Origin of the sequence: Aquamicrobium terrae, assembly GCF_040545735.1 — a bacterium.
GTDB classification, from domain to species: Bacteria; Pseudomonadota; Alphaproteobacteria; order Rhizobiales; family Rhizobiaceae; genus Mesorhizobium; species Mesorhizobium terrae_A.
Genome location: NZ_JBEPML010000019.1, coordinates 52,758 through 66,444 on the forward strand (window position 1 = coordinate 52,758; position 13,687 = coordinate 66,444).

Here is a 13,687-nt window from a genome sequence, read left to right on the forward strand (position 1 = left end):
TCGGCCGCTCAATCATCGTCTTAAGCTTGTCGAGGGGTTGCCGGGAGACGCGGCCTGGGTTAGGCCGCGATTGCGTGGGCCTCGTCAGGGCTTTCGACGTCCTTCGCCAGAGCTTCCTCGACCTCAGCAAGTTGTCGGCGCTTTTCCTCCAGTTCTTCGGCAAAGGCGAACGCGCCGCCTTCGCCCCGCGACTGATAGGATGTCAGTCGGCGGCGCGCATCGGCCAGTCGCTGACGATAGCGTTCCTGTTCGTCCTCGAAGCCGGACAAGGCCCGCTCGATCCGGGAGATCGCGCCGAGCGGCGTGACGGTGATCGCAAGCTCGATCTCGTGTTCCACGCCGGTCCGGAGCAGCATTGTGGAATAGCGGTAACCATCCTTGCCGAAGCGTTCGCCGGAATATTCAAGCTCGAAGCCGCCGATCGAGGCGATGATGCACTCGCCTTCTTGCTGAAGTTGCACGAGGGTGAGGATTTCCTTCATGAGCGCCCTCCCCGCTTTCTTGCGTTCATCGTGGCGCTTGCCTCCCACAATCATGGAGAATGGATCTCCGCCGGTTAGAACCAGACGCTCGATGTCCTGACCGATCTCAGAAATCCGCCGCGCGGCATATTCAATGTCGCGCTCGGCGTCGCGAAGCTGCCTGCGAACAGCATGCTGATCATCGATATGGGCGGCCCGCAGACGCTCCAGCCGAGCGATATCGGCTTCAAGCCCCGCCTTTTGCATCAGGCGCTGATCGCCCGATGCAATGGCCTTGGCCATGGCGAACTGATTGGCCTGGCCTTCGCCCATGTCCTCGAGCCGCCGGATCGAGGTGTCCCCGGAGAGTGCTGCCGCAATGAACCGGGCCTTGCGCTCGTTGTTTTGCCACATGGTGGCGTCGAGCGAGCCTTCGGTGGCATAGGCGAAGATATCGACCTCTTCATGCTGATTGCCTTGCCGTACAATCCGACCCTCGCGCTGCTCGATCTGTGAAGGCAACCAGGGCACGTCGAGATGATGCAGCGCCTTCAGGCGAAGCTGGGCATTGACGCCGGTGCCCATCGTTTCGGAACTGCCGATCAGGAAGCGAATCTTGCCGGCGCGAACGTCGCCGAACAGCCGCTGCTTGGCGTCCGACTTCTTGTAGTCCTGCATGAAGGCGATTTCGGACGGCGGTACGCCGAGCCGGATCAGTTCTTCGCGAATCCAGCGATAGGCCGAGAAGCCGCGCGTCTTCTCGACATTGATCGTGCCGAGATCGGAAAAGATCATTTGCGCTGCGCCTGTCAGCTCAAATGGCTTGCCGTCCGGGCGAGCATAGGTGTTGTCAGCCGTTTCCCGCCAAATCCGGTAGGCGTTCGAGATGAGATTGTTGAGCTTGTTGTCCGGTTCGTTATTATTGTCGGCCTCGACCAGGCGCAGGTCGATCGCTGCATGGCGGCCATCGGTGATGACGGAGAGCAGGATATCGTCACCGGGCTCGGCCGGCCCTTCGCGTTCCTCGATCGCCTTGATGCGCGCATCCAGTACCATTTGATAGTGCTTGAACGCCTGCGTGGGCTTCGAGGTGATGATCTGACGCTTGCCGGTCGCGATCGCCGGCACCTTCACATATTCCGCAAGATCCACCGGCATTACGACATCTGCGAAGGACCGGAACATCGCGATCAGTTCGGGAACGTTGACGAAGCTGGCGAAACGGGAAACCGGCTTGTATTTGCCCGAGGGCTGGAGCTCCAGTTCGGTAGTCGTATCACCGAAAGTCGAGGCCCAGGCGTCGAACTCGTGCAGACCGCGCTCCATCAGGGCGGCATGATCCATGAGCCGCTGCACCGTGAACATCTCGCCGAGCGTATTGGTGATTGGCGTCCCGGAAGCCAGGACAAGCGCCCGGCCCGGGTTTTTCGTCTCGATGAAGCGCGATTTAACGTAGAGATCCCAGGCGCGCTGCGAGCCGTTCGGATCGACCCCCTTGAGTGTTGACATATTGGTGGCGAAGCTGAGCTTGCGGAACTCCTGGGCCTCGTCAACAATGACCTGATCGACGCCGATCTCGGCGATGGTCAACAGATCATCCTTTCGGGTCGAGAGTCCCTCCAGCCGTTCCTGCAACCCCTCCTTCAGCCGCTCGAGGCGCTTGCGCGAAACACGATCCTCATCCTCGACCTTCAGCAGGAGGCTTTCGTAGAGTTCCAGCTCGTCATGGATCATCTGCTGCTCGAAGGCGGAGGGAACGCCGATGAAGCGGAAGGCTGAATGGGTGATGATGATGGCGTCCCACGTCGCAGTCGCCGCGCGCGACAGAAACCGGGCGCGCTTGTCCTTGGTGAAATTCGTTTCATCGGCGACAAGGATGCGGGCATTGGGATAAAGCGCGAGGAATTCGCGCGCGACCTGCCCCAGGCAGTGACCGGGCACGGTGAGCATCGCCTTGGAGATCAGGCCGAGACGGCGCTGTTCCATGATGGCGGCTGCCATGGTCATCGTCTTGCCGGCGCCAACGGCATGGGCAAGATAGGTCGCGCCATCCGAGATGATGCGCCAGATGCCGCGTTTCTGATGGTCATAAAGAACAAAGGCGCCGGAGGTGCCTGGAAGCTGGAGATGGGACCCGTCGAATTTTCTAGGGGCGATGTTGTTGAAGCGGTCATTATAGATCCGCGCCAGTCTGTCGGTCCGATCGGGATCAGACCAGATCCAGTTCTGGAAAGCGATCTTGATCTTGTAGAGCTTCTCCTTGGCCGCCTCGGTGTCCACGACGTTAAGAACGCGCTTCTCGCTGTCGCCATCCTTGACCGTGTCGAAGATCTGCGGCACGCGGCTATTCAGCGCGTCCGCCAGCAATTCGCCGGCATGGCGACGATCCGTTCCCCATTCGGAGGTGCCGGCCGCCAGATAGCCGAGTTGCCGCGCATCGACCGTCCACGACGCCAGTTCCGGCATGTGATGGATCTTGATATCGGCGTTCATCGTCTCTTTGACAAAGGCGACGACATCGGCCGCCGGTATCCATGGCGCTCCGAGACGCGCGGTGATGTCGGAAGGACGAAGGTCGGCAGGCTGGACACCTTGCAGCGCCGAGACGTTGCACTGATATGCGGGATCGAGCGCCGCCGCGACCTTCGCGGCCTTCAGCTTGTCGCGGACACGGCCGGACAAATAGGCATCGGCCATCTGCCATGAGCCATCGGCCGGGTTCCGGTAAATGGCGCTGCCCAGCTCTGCGACGACATCTTTCGGGTCACGATGCAGAAGTTCGGCGATGTGATCGATATCGACGCGTCCATGTTCGTTGAGGACGACCGCGAGCGCGTCGGTGGCGCTGTTGATAATCGGTGCGGCCGGAGGAGAAATCACGCGCTCCGTGAAGATCGGGCCGGGACGCGATGTGTCGGTATCGAGATCATAATCCTCGATCGACGCCACCAGCCAGCAATCGGGATCATCGAGGAACGGCTGGAGGTTGGGACGTCGATGGTTCTCGCGGGTCTCACCATCCGGGGCTTCCGTGATCGAAACCGTCGTGTGATTGATCGGCCCGAAGTCGCGGACAAAACTCGACCAGGCGATACGTAGCCTGACCTGGAGATCTTTCCACGGCCGATCCAGTTCCTGCGCCTTGAGGACTTCACGCACAGCATCGCGAATTGGGATCAGCTTGCGGATGATGTGGACATGCTTTTCCGAGATGCCATCGCCGCTGCGCCCCTTTCGCACCTTAACCGCGACTGGCTCGCCATCGACGACCTGCATCAGCCCGCGGACCTGGTCGAAGAAGAAGCTGCCTTCGCGGACATGGCGTTTCAACGGCAAATTGACAGGTGTGCCCTCGACTTCATACTCAAGCTCCAGATCGATTTCGGTGGGCTCGCCGTCGTATAGAGCTTCCGGAAGGAGATTGATGGCGGCGGCGAGCGTAGAAACGAGATCCCGGTCCTTGCGAGGCAGACATGTATAGGTCTCGCCGAACGGGCCGGAAGTAAGGGCATGCGTACCGAGCACGAAGGCCGGATGGCGCGCGAACCAGCGATTGATGCGGATAGCGCCTTCGTCCTCTATCGCTGGACGGATTTCGTCTATGTCGAGCCAGGCCTGATCGCCCTCCGGCTCGCCCACTTTGCGTTTGCGGAAGAACAGGATGTCGACGACCACATCGGTGCCGGCGTCTGAACGAAAACTTCCTTCAGGCAGACGGATCGCGGCGATGAGGTCGGCTGATTTTGCGATATGCTCGCGCGCCGAGCAATCGGCCTTGTCCATCGTGCCGGAACTTGTGACGAAGGCGGCCAGCGCCCCCGGCTTCAAGAGATCGATCGACCGCGCAATGAAATAATCATGCAGTACCAGCTTCATCGAGCGATATGCCCGGTCGGATCGGACGGTGCGATCCGAGAATGGCGGATTGCCGACGACGAGATCGAAACTTGCAGAAAGGTCGGTCCGGGCGAAGTCTCCGCTGACGATACGTGCCCGTGGCTGCAACAGCCGGGCGATACGCGCCGTGACCGGATCGAGCTCGATTCCGGTGACGTGCGATACCGCACACAGGCGTTCCGGCATGAGCGCCGGGAACAACCCTGTACCGATCCCTGGCTCGAGGACCCGGCCGCCGCGCCAGCCGAGGCGCTGAAGCCCTGCCCACATCGCCCGAACGATAAACTCCGGGGTAAAATGGGCATATTGGGTGCAGCGGGCAAGGGATGCATAGTCCGCCTCCGCAACCGCATCCTCCAGCGCCATACCGATCTCGTCCCAGCCCGTTCGGAATTCGACCTCCCCTGGGCGACGGAATACGCCGTTGGCAAGGTCGGAAGCGCCAAAGCCGGTGAAGCGGATCAATTTTTCCTGCTCGTTGCTCGTGGCGTGACGCTCCTCGGCCTCGATCTCGGCTGCGAGCCGGATGGCGGCGATGTTGTCCCGCGCCCTTTGCTTCCAGCCGCGGGCGAGAACACGGCTACCGGAAAGATAGAAATTAGCACCTAGCGACAATGGTGCGGTCGGCGGCGGAGAGGATGGTGTCTGCATTGCAGGCGAGGGCCCGGCCGGCGGAGGGTCGTCATCGAAGTCGTTTGCCGCAAAGTCATCGCCAAAGGCCGCGGTGCCGAGACCAAAGCCCGATGAAAGCGTCGAATTACCTAGAGGCGAGAGCGAGAACGGATCGTCGTGGGACATGGGTGTTTCTCCTTATGTGGAAATACGCAGAAGGTTCTGGCAGAGCGAATCTGCCAGAGGCTCGACAACGGCGCTTGAGAGGGTTCAACGGACGATCAGCGTGAGCGCGACTTCGGTCTCGCTAAGCTGGATGTTGAGGTGGGTCGCGCGCATATTGCGATCAAAGAGCGGGATCAGCCGCTCGGCTTCGATGAACTCGATGCCGTCGTCACCGCCAAAAAGGCGACGCTTGTAGTCCCACCAATCAATATCGCCCTTGGGATGGCATTGCTCGGAATAGATGACGAGCGCCTGCTGCCCGTCAGCCAGCTTTCCGTTGGACATGAGGTAGACGCCTTCGTCCCCGACGAGCCACAATCCAGGCTTTTCGCCCTCACCGGGGCGAGAGCCGTAATAGGGATTGCGGAAACCGTCATTGGCGGCGGCATCGGCAATTCCCCGCGCGATAACCTTGCGGACCGCAAGAATCGGGAAGGTGAACATGACAGCCTCCCCCGGTCACGCCGCGCGCCGCTCGGGCAAATGCCGCAGGTGAACCGGCAGCTTGGCCTGGATCTCGTCTTCAGTGAGTTCTTCCAGCAGCTTGAGGACGCTGCCGCCGCGACGGCCGTAGACCAGCACCGTGCGCTTGCCACGAAATTGGGGAAGGTAACTATCACCCGCAAAGCCACGATATTCATCATATGTGGCGCTCCAGATGTGCTCAAGGCGCTCCTCATGCGTCATCGCCTTCACCGGCCAGCTCTCCCGCTCGACGATCGCGTCGCGCATTGCCACCGGTGAGCGCAGGTCAGTGAGGTCGCAATAGCCGTGGAAATAGCGGACCTTTCCGTCGATCCGCAGCGTGTAGAAGATGCTGGTGATCGTTTCGGTGAGGAATTCACGCATCGCAAACATTTCCCCGCGCATCCAGAGCGGCGGCAGGATGTCGAGCATGTAATCGTGCTCGGCCTTGCCGATCTCGAACCATTCACCACGGAAGAGGGCGCTATCATCACTCTCCCAGCGATCGGGTCGCTGGGCATGGCGATCGAACATGCGGAACATCTGCCGGCGATCGGCGACGCCCTGATAGATCTTGCGGATTGGAGAGGCGGGGGTCATGGATGGGCTCCTTCTGGCCTCGTCGGGAGGGACACGCGGCTCATCCCTTGCGGACCACCATCATCTCCAACCCTTCTGACCCCTCCCCCGCAGCCGCCTCTCCGCCCGGGCGGGTCAAGGGCCGGCTTTAGCCGGGCGAAGCTTTACCCTTGACGCGGACGGCGGGCATGCGGCAGCCGGGCTTTCTTCCTCCTTTTCTTCTTTCCCTCTTCCGCGGAGCGGATAGGCGCTACCAGTCGTGGTGAGGCAGTGCATCGATCTGGTCGCCGTCGCAGTCCAGCAGGACATAATCGCAGCGCTTCTTTCGAGCCCAGATCATGACGGCGAACAGATCATCCGGAATCCGGTTTTTGCCGGTTCCGCAATTCTCGTCATGGGCATAGACGAACCAGCCATAATCGCCGTATCGGCCACCAAGGCACGGCCATTGGTCGACCGGGACACTATCGAGAAGCTTTGCCGTCGTCTCGGTGACATGGCCGGTGGAGATGACGATGAACCGGCGAACATCAAGGGACGACATGGGTCTTCTCCATGACGTCTAGGGTGATCGAGGCATCGAGCCCGAGCTTGCGCGGCGAGGTCGCCTGCAGCATCCAGCGCTCGCCCTTGATCCGGCGCAGGAACTCCGTCGCCGGCGGAACGCGTCCAAGGACTTCCTGAACATGGCGTTCGGCGACCATACGCGTCGGGGTCACCCACCCGGCGCCATGGTGGATGACGGGTCCGAACCTCGCCTCCGCCTCGAAAACACCGAAAGCGTGATGGCGAAACATCAGATGCGCCGTGTCTTCACTCCAGGGCGCTGTCGCCAGGAACCAACGATGAAGCGGCAGGAAATCTTCAGTCTCACCACCAAAACGCATGACGCTCGCCTGGGCCAGATCTTCCGCGTCCGGCAGCGAGGCAGGCAGCCAGTCAGGCGCTTTGAAGCCGACGAGCCAATCGCACGCGGAAACAATGCGTGGACAGTCTTCTTCCAGGTGCTGGACACCAAGCGTCATGGTGTCGACGTCGACGGCATCGGAATTGCGGATATCGGCCCCGAAATGCGCTGTCGCCTCGGCGACGCCTTCGAGGTGATGGCGTAGCGCACGATGGGTAAACCTGCACAAGAGCGACTTGCTGGCGTCGAACCAGCTGTGCAGTTCGAAATAGTCCTGCCACACCCCGCCGTGGATGCGGGCTGACGAACGCGCGTGATCGTAGGGATGCATGATCTGCTCTCCTTCATGGGTTTGGAACGGGAACTGGTTGTGGTGCGGTCAGCGCGAGGAGGCGTCGAGCTGAGCGAGCGTCGCGTCAAAGGCCGCCGGTAATCCCGACGCCGCGCACCAAGCGTCGAAATCCGCCGGTGTCCCCCGTGGGAGAAGCGGCAGATAGAACGGAAAGGCTTTCCGGGCGTGATCGAGCGACAGCGCCTCGCTGTTCCAGGTCCCGTCCCAGACGTCACGCATCTTCTTGCGATAGTGGGCGAGGCGGGCGGCATTGACCGGATGGTCGCCACTGCGCACATCCCGCAGAAAAGCACGCAGCGGATCATGAAGATGGGCCGGCGGAGTCGAATTGCGGTAGGCCTTGAACTGGCCGACCGCAAGCGCCAATACGCCGAGGTCCGGGCCGAGCGTCAGTTCCAGCGTCGCTATCCGCTTGCCGTTTTCCCGCAATGACAGGATTTGCGTATCTCCGCGCCGGCAGATTGCGTAATAGCCGCCGACGCAGTGGTCGAGGACACGGCCTTCTTCGACTAGATCCGCCGCCGACGACAGGACGACGATTTCATGGCTGCCGCAGGGGGAGCGCCAGGGCGCGCACAATTCCGGCCAACCCGGCCGTTCAACCGTGTGTTCATGGCGCAAGGCCGAGAGCGTCGCGACCCGGCGATGCCACAGGCCGACAGCTTCCTGGAATGCTTTCGGCTTGCGAGGTCCGATGATCGCATGCCGCAGCGCCGCGATCATTCGCTGGCGCACCAGCCCGCCACCTTTTCTGACGTCGACCTCGATGCTCCTGGCGAAGGAGACCACCTGGCGGGATGGCGCGAAACCTCCGAGGCGGATGCGCTCGGCGACCATCGGCCGAAGCAAGTCTTCGCGCAGGGCGTTGATGGCGTCGGTTATGCCATCCTTGTAGAACCCGAAATAATCGGGCCTCACGACATGCTGGCGGGGCTCTTTCACCCAGGGCGAGCCTGCCCATGCATCGGCTTCGTCAGGCCTTCCTCCGCCCGGCCATTCATGAAGCGGCGTTTCATGGGTCTTGAGTTCCTCGATGGCGACATGAAAATCGGTCGGATTCTCGATCGAGTGGCGAAGGTGGCGCCCGTTGCGCAAGGAGCGCAATTCGGCGGCGTTCAAACCATGGCGTTCCATGAGAACGGCGGCAAGAGGAAGCCCGGCGTCGATAATGCCGGTGACGTCCTCCTCGCGCAGAGCGCCGGACAACGCGCCGTAAACGGATATCGCCTGCCGACGGCGCGTGAGCACTATGGCACGCTCCTCCCGGCCGCTCATTTCCGGAGCCAGCAGCCAGGCGGCGACCGCGTTGAGACCATGACGCAGGAAAACGCCATCGGGCAGATCGCGCGCCAGTATGGTGCCCATGTGGGTCTGGGCGAGCGTACGGGCGCGTTCCGAAAGGGCCTTGATCGCCGTTGCAATGATCCCGGCGGCCGCCGTCAGATCCTGCCAGTTGGCGTTGCTCGACAGGAGCGCAACGCCCATATCCGAAAACCCGTGATCTTCAGCCCAGTCACCGAAGGCGGGACTGCTTTCGGGCCGTGCGGAAGATGCATGACTCGTTGCATTGTCCACGATCATTTGGACCAGCTCGGCGGCGAGCGGATCTTTTTTTACTGATGGTGGTGTGCGGACATCGGCATCCAGACGCCCCTCGATGGCGCGGACCGTCATCCTGACCTCTGCCAGCGCCACGATGGTGGCAAAGGCCGAAAGTTGGGCCGGGCATTCCCTGATCCAGGGACAGGCAGCGACGAGCTGGCTGCTGGCGATGGTCTTCAACTGGGACCAGGATCGGGTGCTCATGGCGCAACCTCCCCGACCAGAACCTCAATCGCGAGGGCGAGCGGACCATCGTCCTCATCGTCGATCGGATCATCATCGACAAACTCGTCTTCGTCGTCATCGCCATAATCACCGTCTTCGCGATAGGACATATCGCACTCGATGGTCAGCTCTTCCTCGTTCTCGAAAGGACGGACATAGACGGTGCCGTATCCGCCCTCATTATTGACCCAGTCGCCCTCGGGCGCATCGGCGACGATGTTTTCAAGCAGTTCCGGCAAGTGCCGGATTTCGCCGCGGTCGCTGATGAAGATGGGTATGTCCGGCAGATCATGCGCCAGCGGGTCGTCACTGTAGGTGACGCGTTCAAGTGTCGTTTCACCAGAATCGCCACCACCACTGAGCGAATATTCGATCTCGGTGATCTGAAGGGCGCGCAGGATCGCACCCAGCCTCTCCGCCATTTCCATTGTCTTGTCCTTCCCTAAGGCGTTGAACACACCTTCGGGCGGGCCGCCTCTCCGTTCGGCCGGGTCAAGGGCCGGCGCATGCCGGGCGCAGCTTCACCCTTGATCGCGGCCGGCGGGCATGCGGCAGACCTATCCTTCCTCATTCTCCTCGGCTTCTCGCTCCTTGGTGCGCGCGCGCAGAGCATCGTTCCAGTCATCAAGCGGAGGCAGGAGGCGAGACCAGGCAGCGCCTGCTTCTTCAGCGATCTCGTAGAGGCGCTCGGCAAACACGTTGCCCTGCTTGTTCGCGTCAGTCGCCGCGACGAGTTCCGCGCCGGGACGCGCGGCGAGCAGGCGTAGCGCTTCTGCCGTTGCCGGCGACCAGCCCCCTCCGGCGCTGAGATAGACCGAACCGGCCCGCATCTCCTCGATGGCCGCCAGACTCAGGGCGTCGATTGCCGCCTCCGTCACGCACAGCCGCAGCGCGTCCGGCCGTCCGAGGCGAAACAGCACCTTGGCGCCACCGGCGGCGAAGCCACGCCAATCCGGGCCACGCTCCTCCCAGCCCGTGATAGCACCGTCACTGTCTGTATGAGCAGCCCACATGCTGCCATGCGGCCCCTCGCGGAGACGATTGGCGGCGATCGCAATGCGGATAATCCGTTCGCTCAGGCCGCGCTGGTCCCTCAGATAGCGCCAGGTTGCCGATTCCTTCCACGGCTTGCGCCTTGTGCGCCATCGTTCGGAAACGGAAACGTCAGGTTTGCGGTCGCGCGACTGCCGCTCCCAGACAGGCTCCGAAAGCTCAAATCCGACAAGGCTTGCGACTTCCAGCATGGCCTCGACGAAACGCACGCCATGCAGATGCTCGACGAGGTTAAAGACGTCGCCCTTGTCATCGCCGAGTGGGTCGAACCAGCCTTTGCCGTCATGGATAACGATGATGATCTCGGAGCCCCGGCGATATTTCATCGCCTTTCGCGTGCTTTCCTTGAGGTCGAGCGCGAACCCTGCCTCTTCCAACACTGCGCTGCAGGGCACCTGTGCCCGCAGCTCTTCCAGATCTGCTTTTTCCATTCTTTCCGCCTGCACGTCCCGCGCTCCTTTTAGCCGATTCCCGATCCAAAACCCTTGGGTTGCGGATATCGGAGGCCGCGAAGAGCAAGGCGGGCAAGGGCATGGCGGTCAACCCGGCATTTCTGCTGGGGCTATCTTCGGACCGCCGTGGCGTCAGCTTCCCTTGAGCGCCGAAGCGCGCAAGCGGCAACGACATAGATGCAGAGCGGGTACGCCGCGCAAGCATTCCACGTGAGGGGTGGGTCGCCGAACCGCACGACGCGCCGATCGCCGAGCTGCGCGCCCGACAGGACCAGCTGGCCTGGGGCGAGGGTGGGCCACTAGAGCAGCGGGCGTTCTGACGAACGCTGTTCTGCAAAAAGAAGGGCCGGCACCGCGTCCTGCGATGCCGGGCCTTTTATTTTCAGGCTATGTCGCCTCTCAGCGGCGGGCGAACAGCGCCCAGAAGGGCGGAATCAGCGAGGCGGCGCGCCCGGCCTTGACGATGTCGGGCACGATGAACGGCACGACGCCGAACTGCCATTCCTGCTCGGTGCCGATCAGATAAAACCCGAGAGGCCGTGCGGTTCGCCTTGAAGCCGATGCAATCAATGATTAATATGCAATCATCGATGTACGAGGTGCCCATGGCCAGCATGACGATCAGAAATCTCGATGAGCAGTTGAAGAATCGTCTGCGCATGCGCGCGGCGTCGCGCGGTCGCTCGATGGAAGATGAAGCGAGAGATATTCTCCGCGCAGCGCTTGCGACTGAGCCCCGACCGCAACAGGGGAACCTGGCGGCGCGGATTCGCAGTCGGATGGCCGTGTTCGGAGGCATAGAGCTGGAGATTCCGGCGCGCGAGCCCATTCGTGATCCGGCCGATCTCGGCCAATGATCGTCCTTGACACCAACGTCATTTCCGAGCTTTTTCTGCTCCGGCCTAGCAGCGCCGTCGAATCCTGGGTAGCCGACCAGCCGACCGCATCGCTTTTCACGACCACAGTGACCGAGGCGGAGATTCTCTATGGAGTGCGTCTGTTGCCCGATGGAAAGCGCAGGCGCGATCTTCTGGCTGCGATTGAACCGATCTTCTGGGAGGATTTCGCGGGTCGCGTGCTGCCCTTCGATCGCGAGGCGGCAGATGCCTATGCCACACTTGCCGTAGAACGCCGGCAAAGTGGCCGCCCCATCTGTCAGTTCGATGCGCAGATTGCTGGGATCGCCTTGTCTCGGGGTGCAGCTGTTGCAACGCGTAACGTTGCCGATTTCGAGGCGATCGGGCTGACGATCATCGATCCGTGGACCTATGGAGGGTGAGCCGAAGCGCACCTGATGCGAAACCCTGCAACCTGCATGACACTTATTTTCGCTGGCCGCTCCGTTGCTCCTCGGCGGCGACCAAATCCCGCAAAACAGCTAGGTCCATTGCTACGGTAGGAGAGAGGCGAGCTACTTCCGCTGCCACCTTGACCCAATGAAAAAACTCCTCCCGATCGCCTCCGAGGCGACTACGAGCCGCACGGCGCTGTGCCTCGTAATAGGCCCCGGCGTCCTCAGCGGCGAGGAGATATAGCGCGTCTTCTCGCCAGCGATTGCGACGGGCGCGTCGCTGGCGCCTCCAGCGTTTAATCGCCTCCAGCATTTCCTCTCAATGCCTCCAATGCGTCGGGGGCGGCGGGCCGAATAGGCGAAGACCCGCTAGCTTCAGCTGCGCCAAGAGTCGCCCCTTTTGAGACGCCCCGGTCACGCATTGTAATCGCTCTTGGAGATCATGTAAGTGAAGATTGGAGAATGGGAAAATCGGCTGAGGTACCAAGGTGAACGAAACCACCGTCAATGACACCGACAGGCTTATTCAACTGACCACCGATATCGTGTCGGCGTATGTTTCGAACAATCCTGTTCGTGTCGGGGACCTTCCCCAGCTCATCGCCGATATTCATCACGTCCTGCAGCAGCAAATCGCCCCAGCAGTGTTGAAATCGGACAACCCCCAGAAACCGGCTGTTCCGATCAGGAAGTCGGTCAACCCCGATTACATTATCTGCCTCGAGGACGGGAAAAAGTTCAAATCACTGAAGCGGCATCTTGCAACCAGTCACGGCCTCACACCGAGCGAATATCGTGAGAAATGGGGTCTCCCAGCAGACTACCCTATGGTTGCCCCAGCCTATTCGTCGGCGCGCTCGGCCCTGGCGAAGGCCACAGGCCTCGGGTGCAAAACCAAAACTGATGAACCAGCGCCCGCAGCACCTGCGAGACGAAAAAAACTCGGTCTTAAATTCTCCTGACAGCGAAAGACCAGCACATTCTATGAGATAGGGTGACTTCGGGACAACGCCTGCGTACGAAAAGAACTCGCTATCGAAAACGGGAGAATCCGTTTTCGAGGTGCAACGATCTACTCAATTTCGAGGCGATGAACCATGCTGGCTGATTTCCCTATCACGGTCCTCTATGCTCAGGTGGTGGTTCACACGGAGGACCGTGCCGCCTACGGTCTTCTATGGACCGACGATCACGTCAGCCAGGGGTTCGCCTGGTCACCAGGATATGTGAGGTTCGGTGTGCCCGACCATGACGGCTCAGTTTTGGTAGGCGTGGAGATGGGGGAGGGCGACAACTTCCGCTCTGAGGCCCTTTGGGCGGTCCAAGTGCCTTTCTCCGTAAAGGGGCCTGTGCAGATTGGCACCCTCTTCGACACTCAAAGCGTCAATGTGCCCGAGGGAAGCTACAATCTCATTTATCAAGGATTAGTCGGAACCGATGATTATTCATATATCCTGCGTCTGAGCTTTTCGCAGAGCGACGCTCCGCAATTTCGTATCCTGAAGAAGGGCGGAGAGATCACCACAGATATAGTCCTGCGCCGCGATGCCGACCCGGCGCAGTAGG

General features: G+C 61.2%; 13 protein-coding genes. 4 read left to right on the forward strand and 9 right to left on the reverse strand.

The genetic code is table 11. The features are described 5' to 3' along the window. Positions 1-59 precede the first annotated feature (59 nt). The 9 genes from ABID37_RS20940 to ABID37_RS20980 all read right to left on the reverse strand — a co-directional run bounded on the left by ABID37_RS20940 (position 60) and on the right by ABID37_RS20980 (position 11,400). Complete coding sequence (locus tag ABID37_RS20940) at positions 60-5,156, reverse strand: helicase-like domain-containing protein (protein WP_354198300.1); 5,097 nt, start codon at positions 5,154-5,156, stop codon at positions 60-62. Between the two features lie 84 nt (positions 5,157-5,240). Next, complete coding sequence (locus ABID37_RS20945) at positions 5,241-5,639, reverse strand: DUF3085 domain-containing protein (protein WP_354198302.1); 399 nt, start codon at positions 5,637-5,639, stop codon at positions 5,241-5,243. 15 nt (positions 5,640-5,654) lie between these two features. Further along, complete coding sequence (locus ABID37_RS20950; protein WP_354198304.1) at positions 5,655-6,260, reverse strand: DUF1419 domain-containing protein; 606 nt, start codon at positions 6,258-6,260, stop codon at positions 5,655-5,657. Between the two features lie 229 nt (positions 6,261-6,489). Then, complete coding sequence (locus ABID37_RS20955) at positions 6,490-6,783, reverse strand: DUF5983 family protein (RefSeq protein WP_354198306.1); 294 nt, start codon at positions 6,781-6,783, stop codon at positions 6,490-6,492. Continuing rightward, positions 6,770-7,477 carry a DUF6915 family protein gene (locus tag ABID37_RS20960; RefSeq protein ID WP_354198308.1) on the reverse strand — a complete coding sequence of 236 codons (708 nt, stop codon included), beginning with the start codon at positions 7,475-7,477 and terminating at the stop codon, positions 6,770-6,772. The genes ABID37_RS20955 and ABID37_RS20960 overlap by 14 nt, the downstream gene beginning before the upstream one ends. Positions 7,478-7,525: 48 nt before the next feature. Beyond that, positions 7,526-9,280, reverse strand: coding sequence for a PcfJ domain-containing protein (locus ABID37_RS20965; RefSeq protein ID WP_354198310.1), 1,755 nt, complete (start codon positions 9,278-9,280; stop codon positions 7,526-7,528). Positions 9,281-9,300: 20 nt separating this feature from the next. Beyond that, on the reverse strand, positions 9,301-9,753 hold the full coding sequence (locus ABID37_RS20970; protein ID WP_354198312.1) for a hypothetical protein: 453 nt from the start codon (positions 9,751-9,753) through the stop codon (positions 9,301-9,303). A gap of 129 nt (positions 9,754-9,882) precedes the next feature. Next, complete coding sequence (locus ABID37_RS20975; protein WP_354198314.1) at positions 9,883-10,809, reverse strand: DUF3991 and toprim domain-containing protein; 927 nt, start codon at positions 10,807-10,809, stop codon at positions 9,883-9,885. A 420-nt stretch (positions 10,810-11,229) separates the two neighbouring features. Then, positions 11,230-11,400, reverse strand: a complete 171-nt coding sequence (locus tag ABID37_RS20980) for a hypothetical protein (RefSeq protein ID WP_354198315.1) — start codon at positions 11,398-11,400, stop codon at positions 11,230-11,232. Positions 11,401-11,435: 35 nt separating this feature from the next. Between ABID37_RS20980 and ABID37_RS20985 the strand changes: the two genes are divergently transcribed. The 4 genes from ABID37_RS20985 (at position 11,436) to comJ (ending at position 13,686) form a co-directional block, all read left to right on the forward strand. After that, on the forward strand, positions 11,436-11,687 hold the full coding sequence (locus ABID37_RS20985) for a FitA-like ribbon-helix-helix domain-containing protein (protein WP_354198317.1): 252 nt from the start codon (positions 11,436-11,438) through the stop codon (positions 11,685-11,687). Beyond that, a complete protein-coding gene (locus ABID37_RS20990) occupies positions 11,684-12,109 on the forward strand; it encodes a type II toxin-antitoxin system VapC family toxin (RefSeq protein WP_354198319.1) in 426 nt (141 codons plus the stop codon). The genes ABID37_RS20985 and ABID37_RS20990 overlap by 4 nt, the downstream gene beginning before the upstream one ends. A gap of 500 nt (positions 12,110-12,609) precedes the next feature. Next, entirely contained in the window at positions 12,610-13,083 is a 474-nt protein-coding gene (locus ABID37_RS20995; RefSeq protein WP_354198321.1) for a Ros/MucR family transcriptional regulator, read from the forward strand. Between the two features lie 135 nt (positions 13,084-13,218). Next, positions 13,219-13,686 carry a competence protein ComJ gene (comJ, locus tag ABID37_RS21000; protein ID WP_354198323.1) on the forward strand — a complete coding sequence of 156 codons (468 nt, stop codon included), beginning with the start codon at positions 13,219-13,221 and terminating at the stop codon, positions 13,684-13,686. The last annotated feature ends 1 nt before the right edge of the window (position 13,687 follow it).

What these genes read in the sequence shown, in the direction of transcription:
- ABID37_RS20955 (WP_354198306.1), bottom strand. Translation starts at nt 6,783, where the DNA reads ATGTCGTCCCTTGATGTTCGCCGGTTCATCGTCATCTCCACCGGCCAT.
- ABID37_RS20990 (WP_354198319.1), top strand. Translation starts at nt 11,684, where the DNA reads ATGATCGTCCTTGACACCAACGTCATTTCCGAGCTTTTTCTGCTCCGG.
- ABID37_RS20950 (WP_354198304.1), bottom strand. Translation starts at nt 6,260, where the DNA reads ATGACCCCCGCCTCTCCAATCCGCAAGATCTATCAGGGCGTCGCCGAT.
- ABID37_RS20940 (WP_354198300.1), bottom strand. Translation starts at nt 5,156, where the DNA reads ATGTCCCACGACGATCCGTTCTCGCTCTCGCCTCTAGGTAATTCGACG.
- ABID37_RS20975 (WP_354198314.1), bottom strand. Translation starts at nt 10,809, where the DNA reads ATGGAAAAAGCAGATCTGGAAGAGCTGCGGGCACAGGTGCCCTGCAGC.
- ABID37_RS20945 (WP_354198302.1), bottom strand. Translation starts at nt 5,639, where the DNA reads ATGTTCACCTTCCCGATTCTTGCGGTCCGCAAGGTTATCGCGCGGGGA.
- comJ (WP_354198323.1), top strand. Translation starts at nt 13,219, where the DNA reads ATGCTGGCTGATTTCCCTATCACGGTCCTCTATGCTCAGGTGGTGGTT.
- ABID37_RS20960 (WP_354198308.1), bottom strand. Translation starts at nt 7,477, where the DNA reads ATGCATCCCTACGATCACGCGCGTTCGTCAGCCCGCATCCACGGCGGG.
- ABID37_RS20985 (WP_354198317.1), top strand. Translation starts at nt 11,436, where the DNA reads ATGGCCAGCATGACGATCAGAAATCTCGATGAGCAGTTGAAGAATCGT.
- ABID37_RS20970 (WP_354198312.1), bottom strand. Translation starts at nt 9,753, where the DNA reads ATGGAAATGGCGGAGAGGCTGGGTGCGATCCTGCGCGCCCTTCAGATC.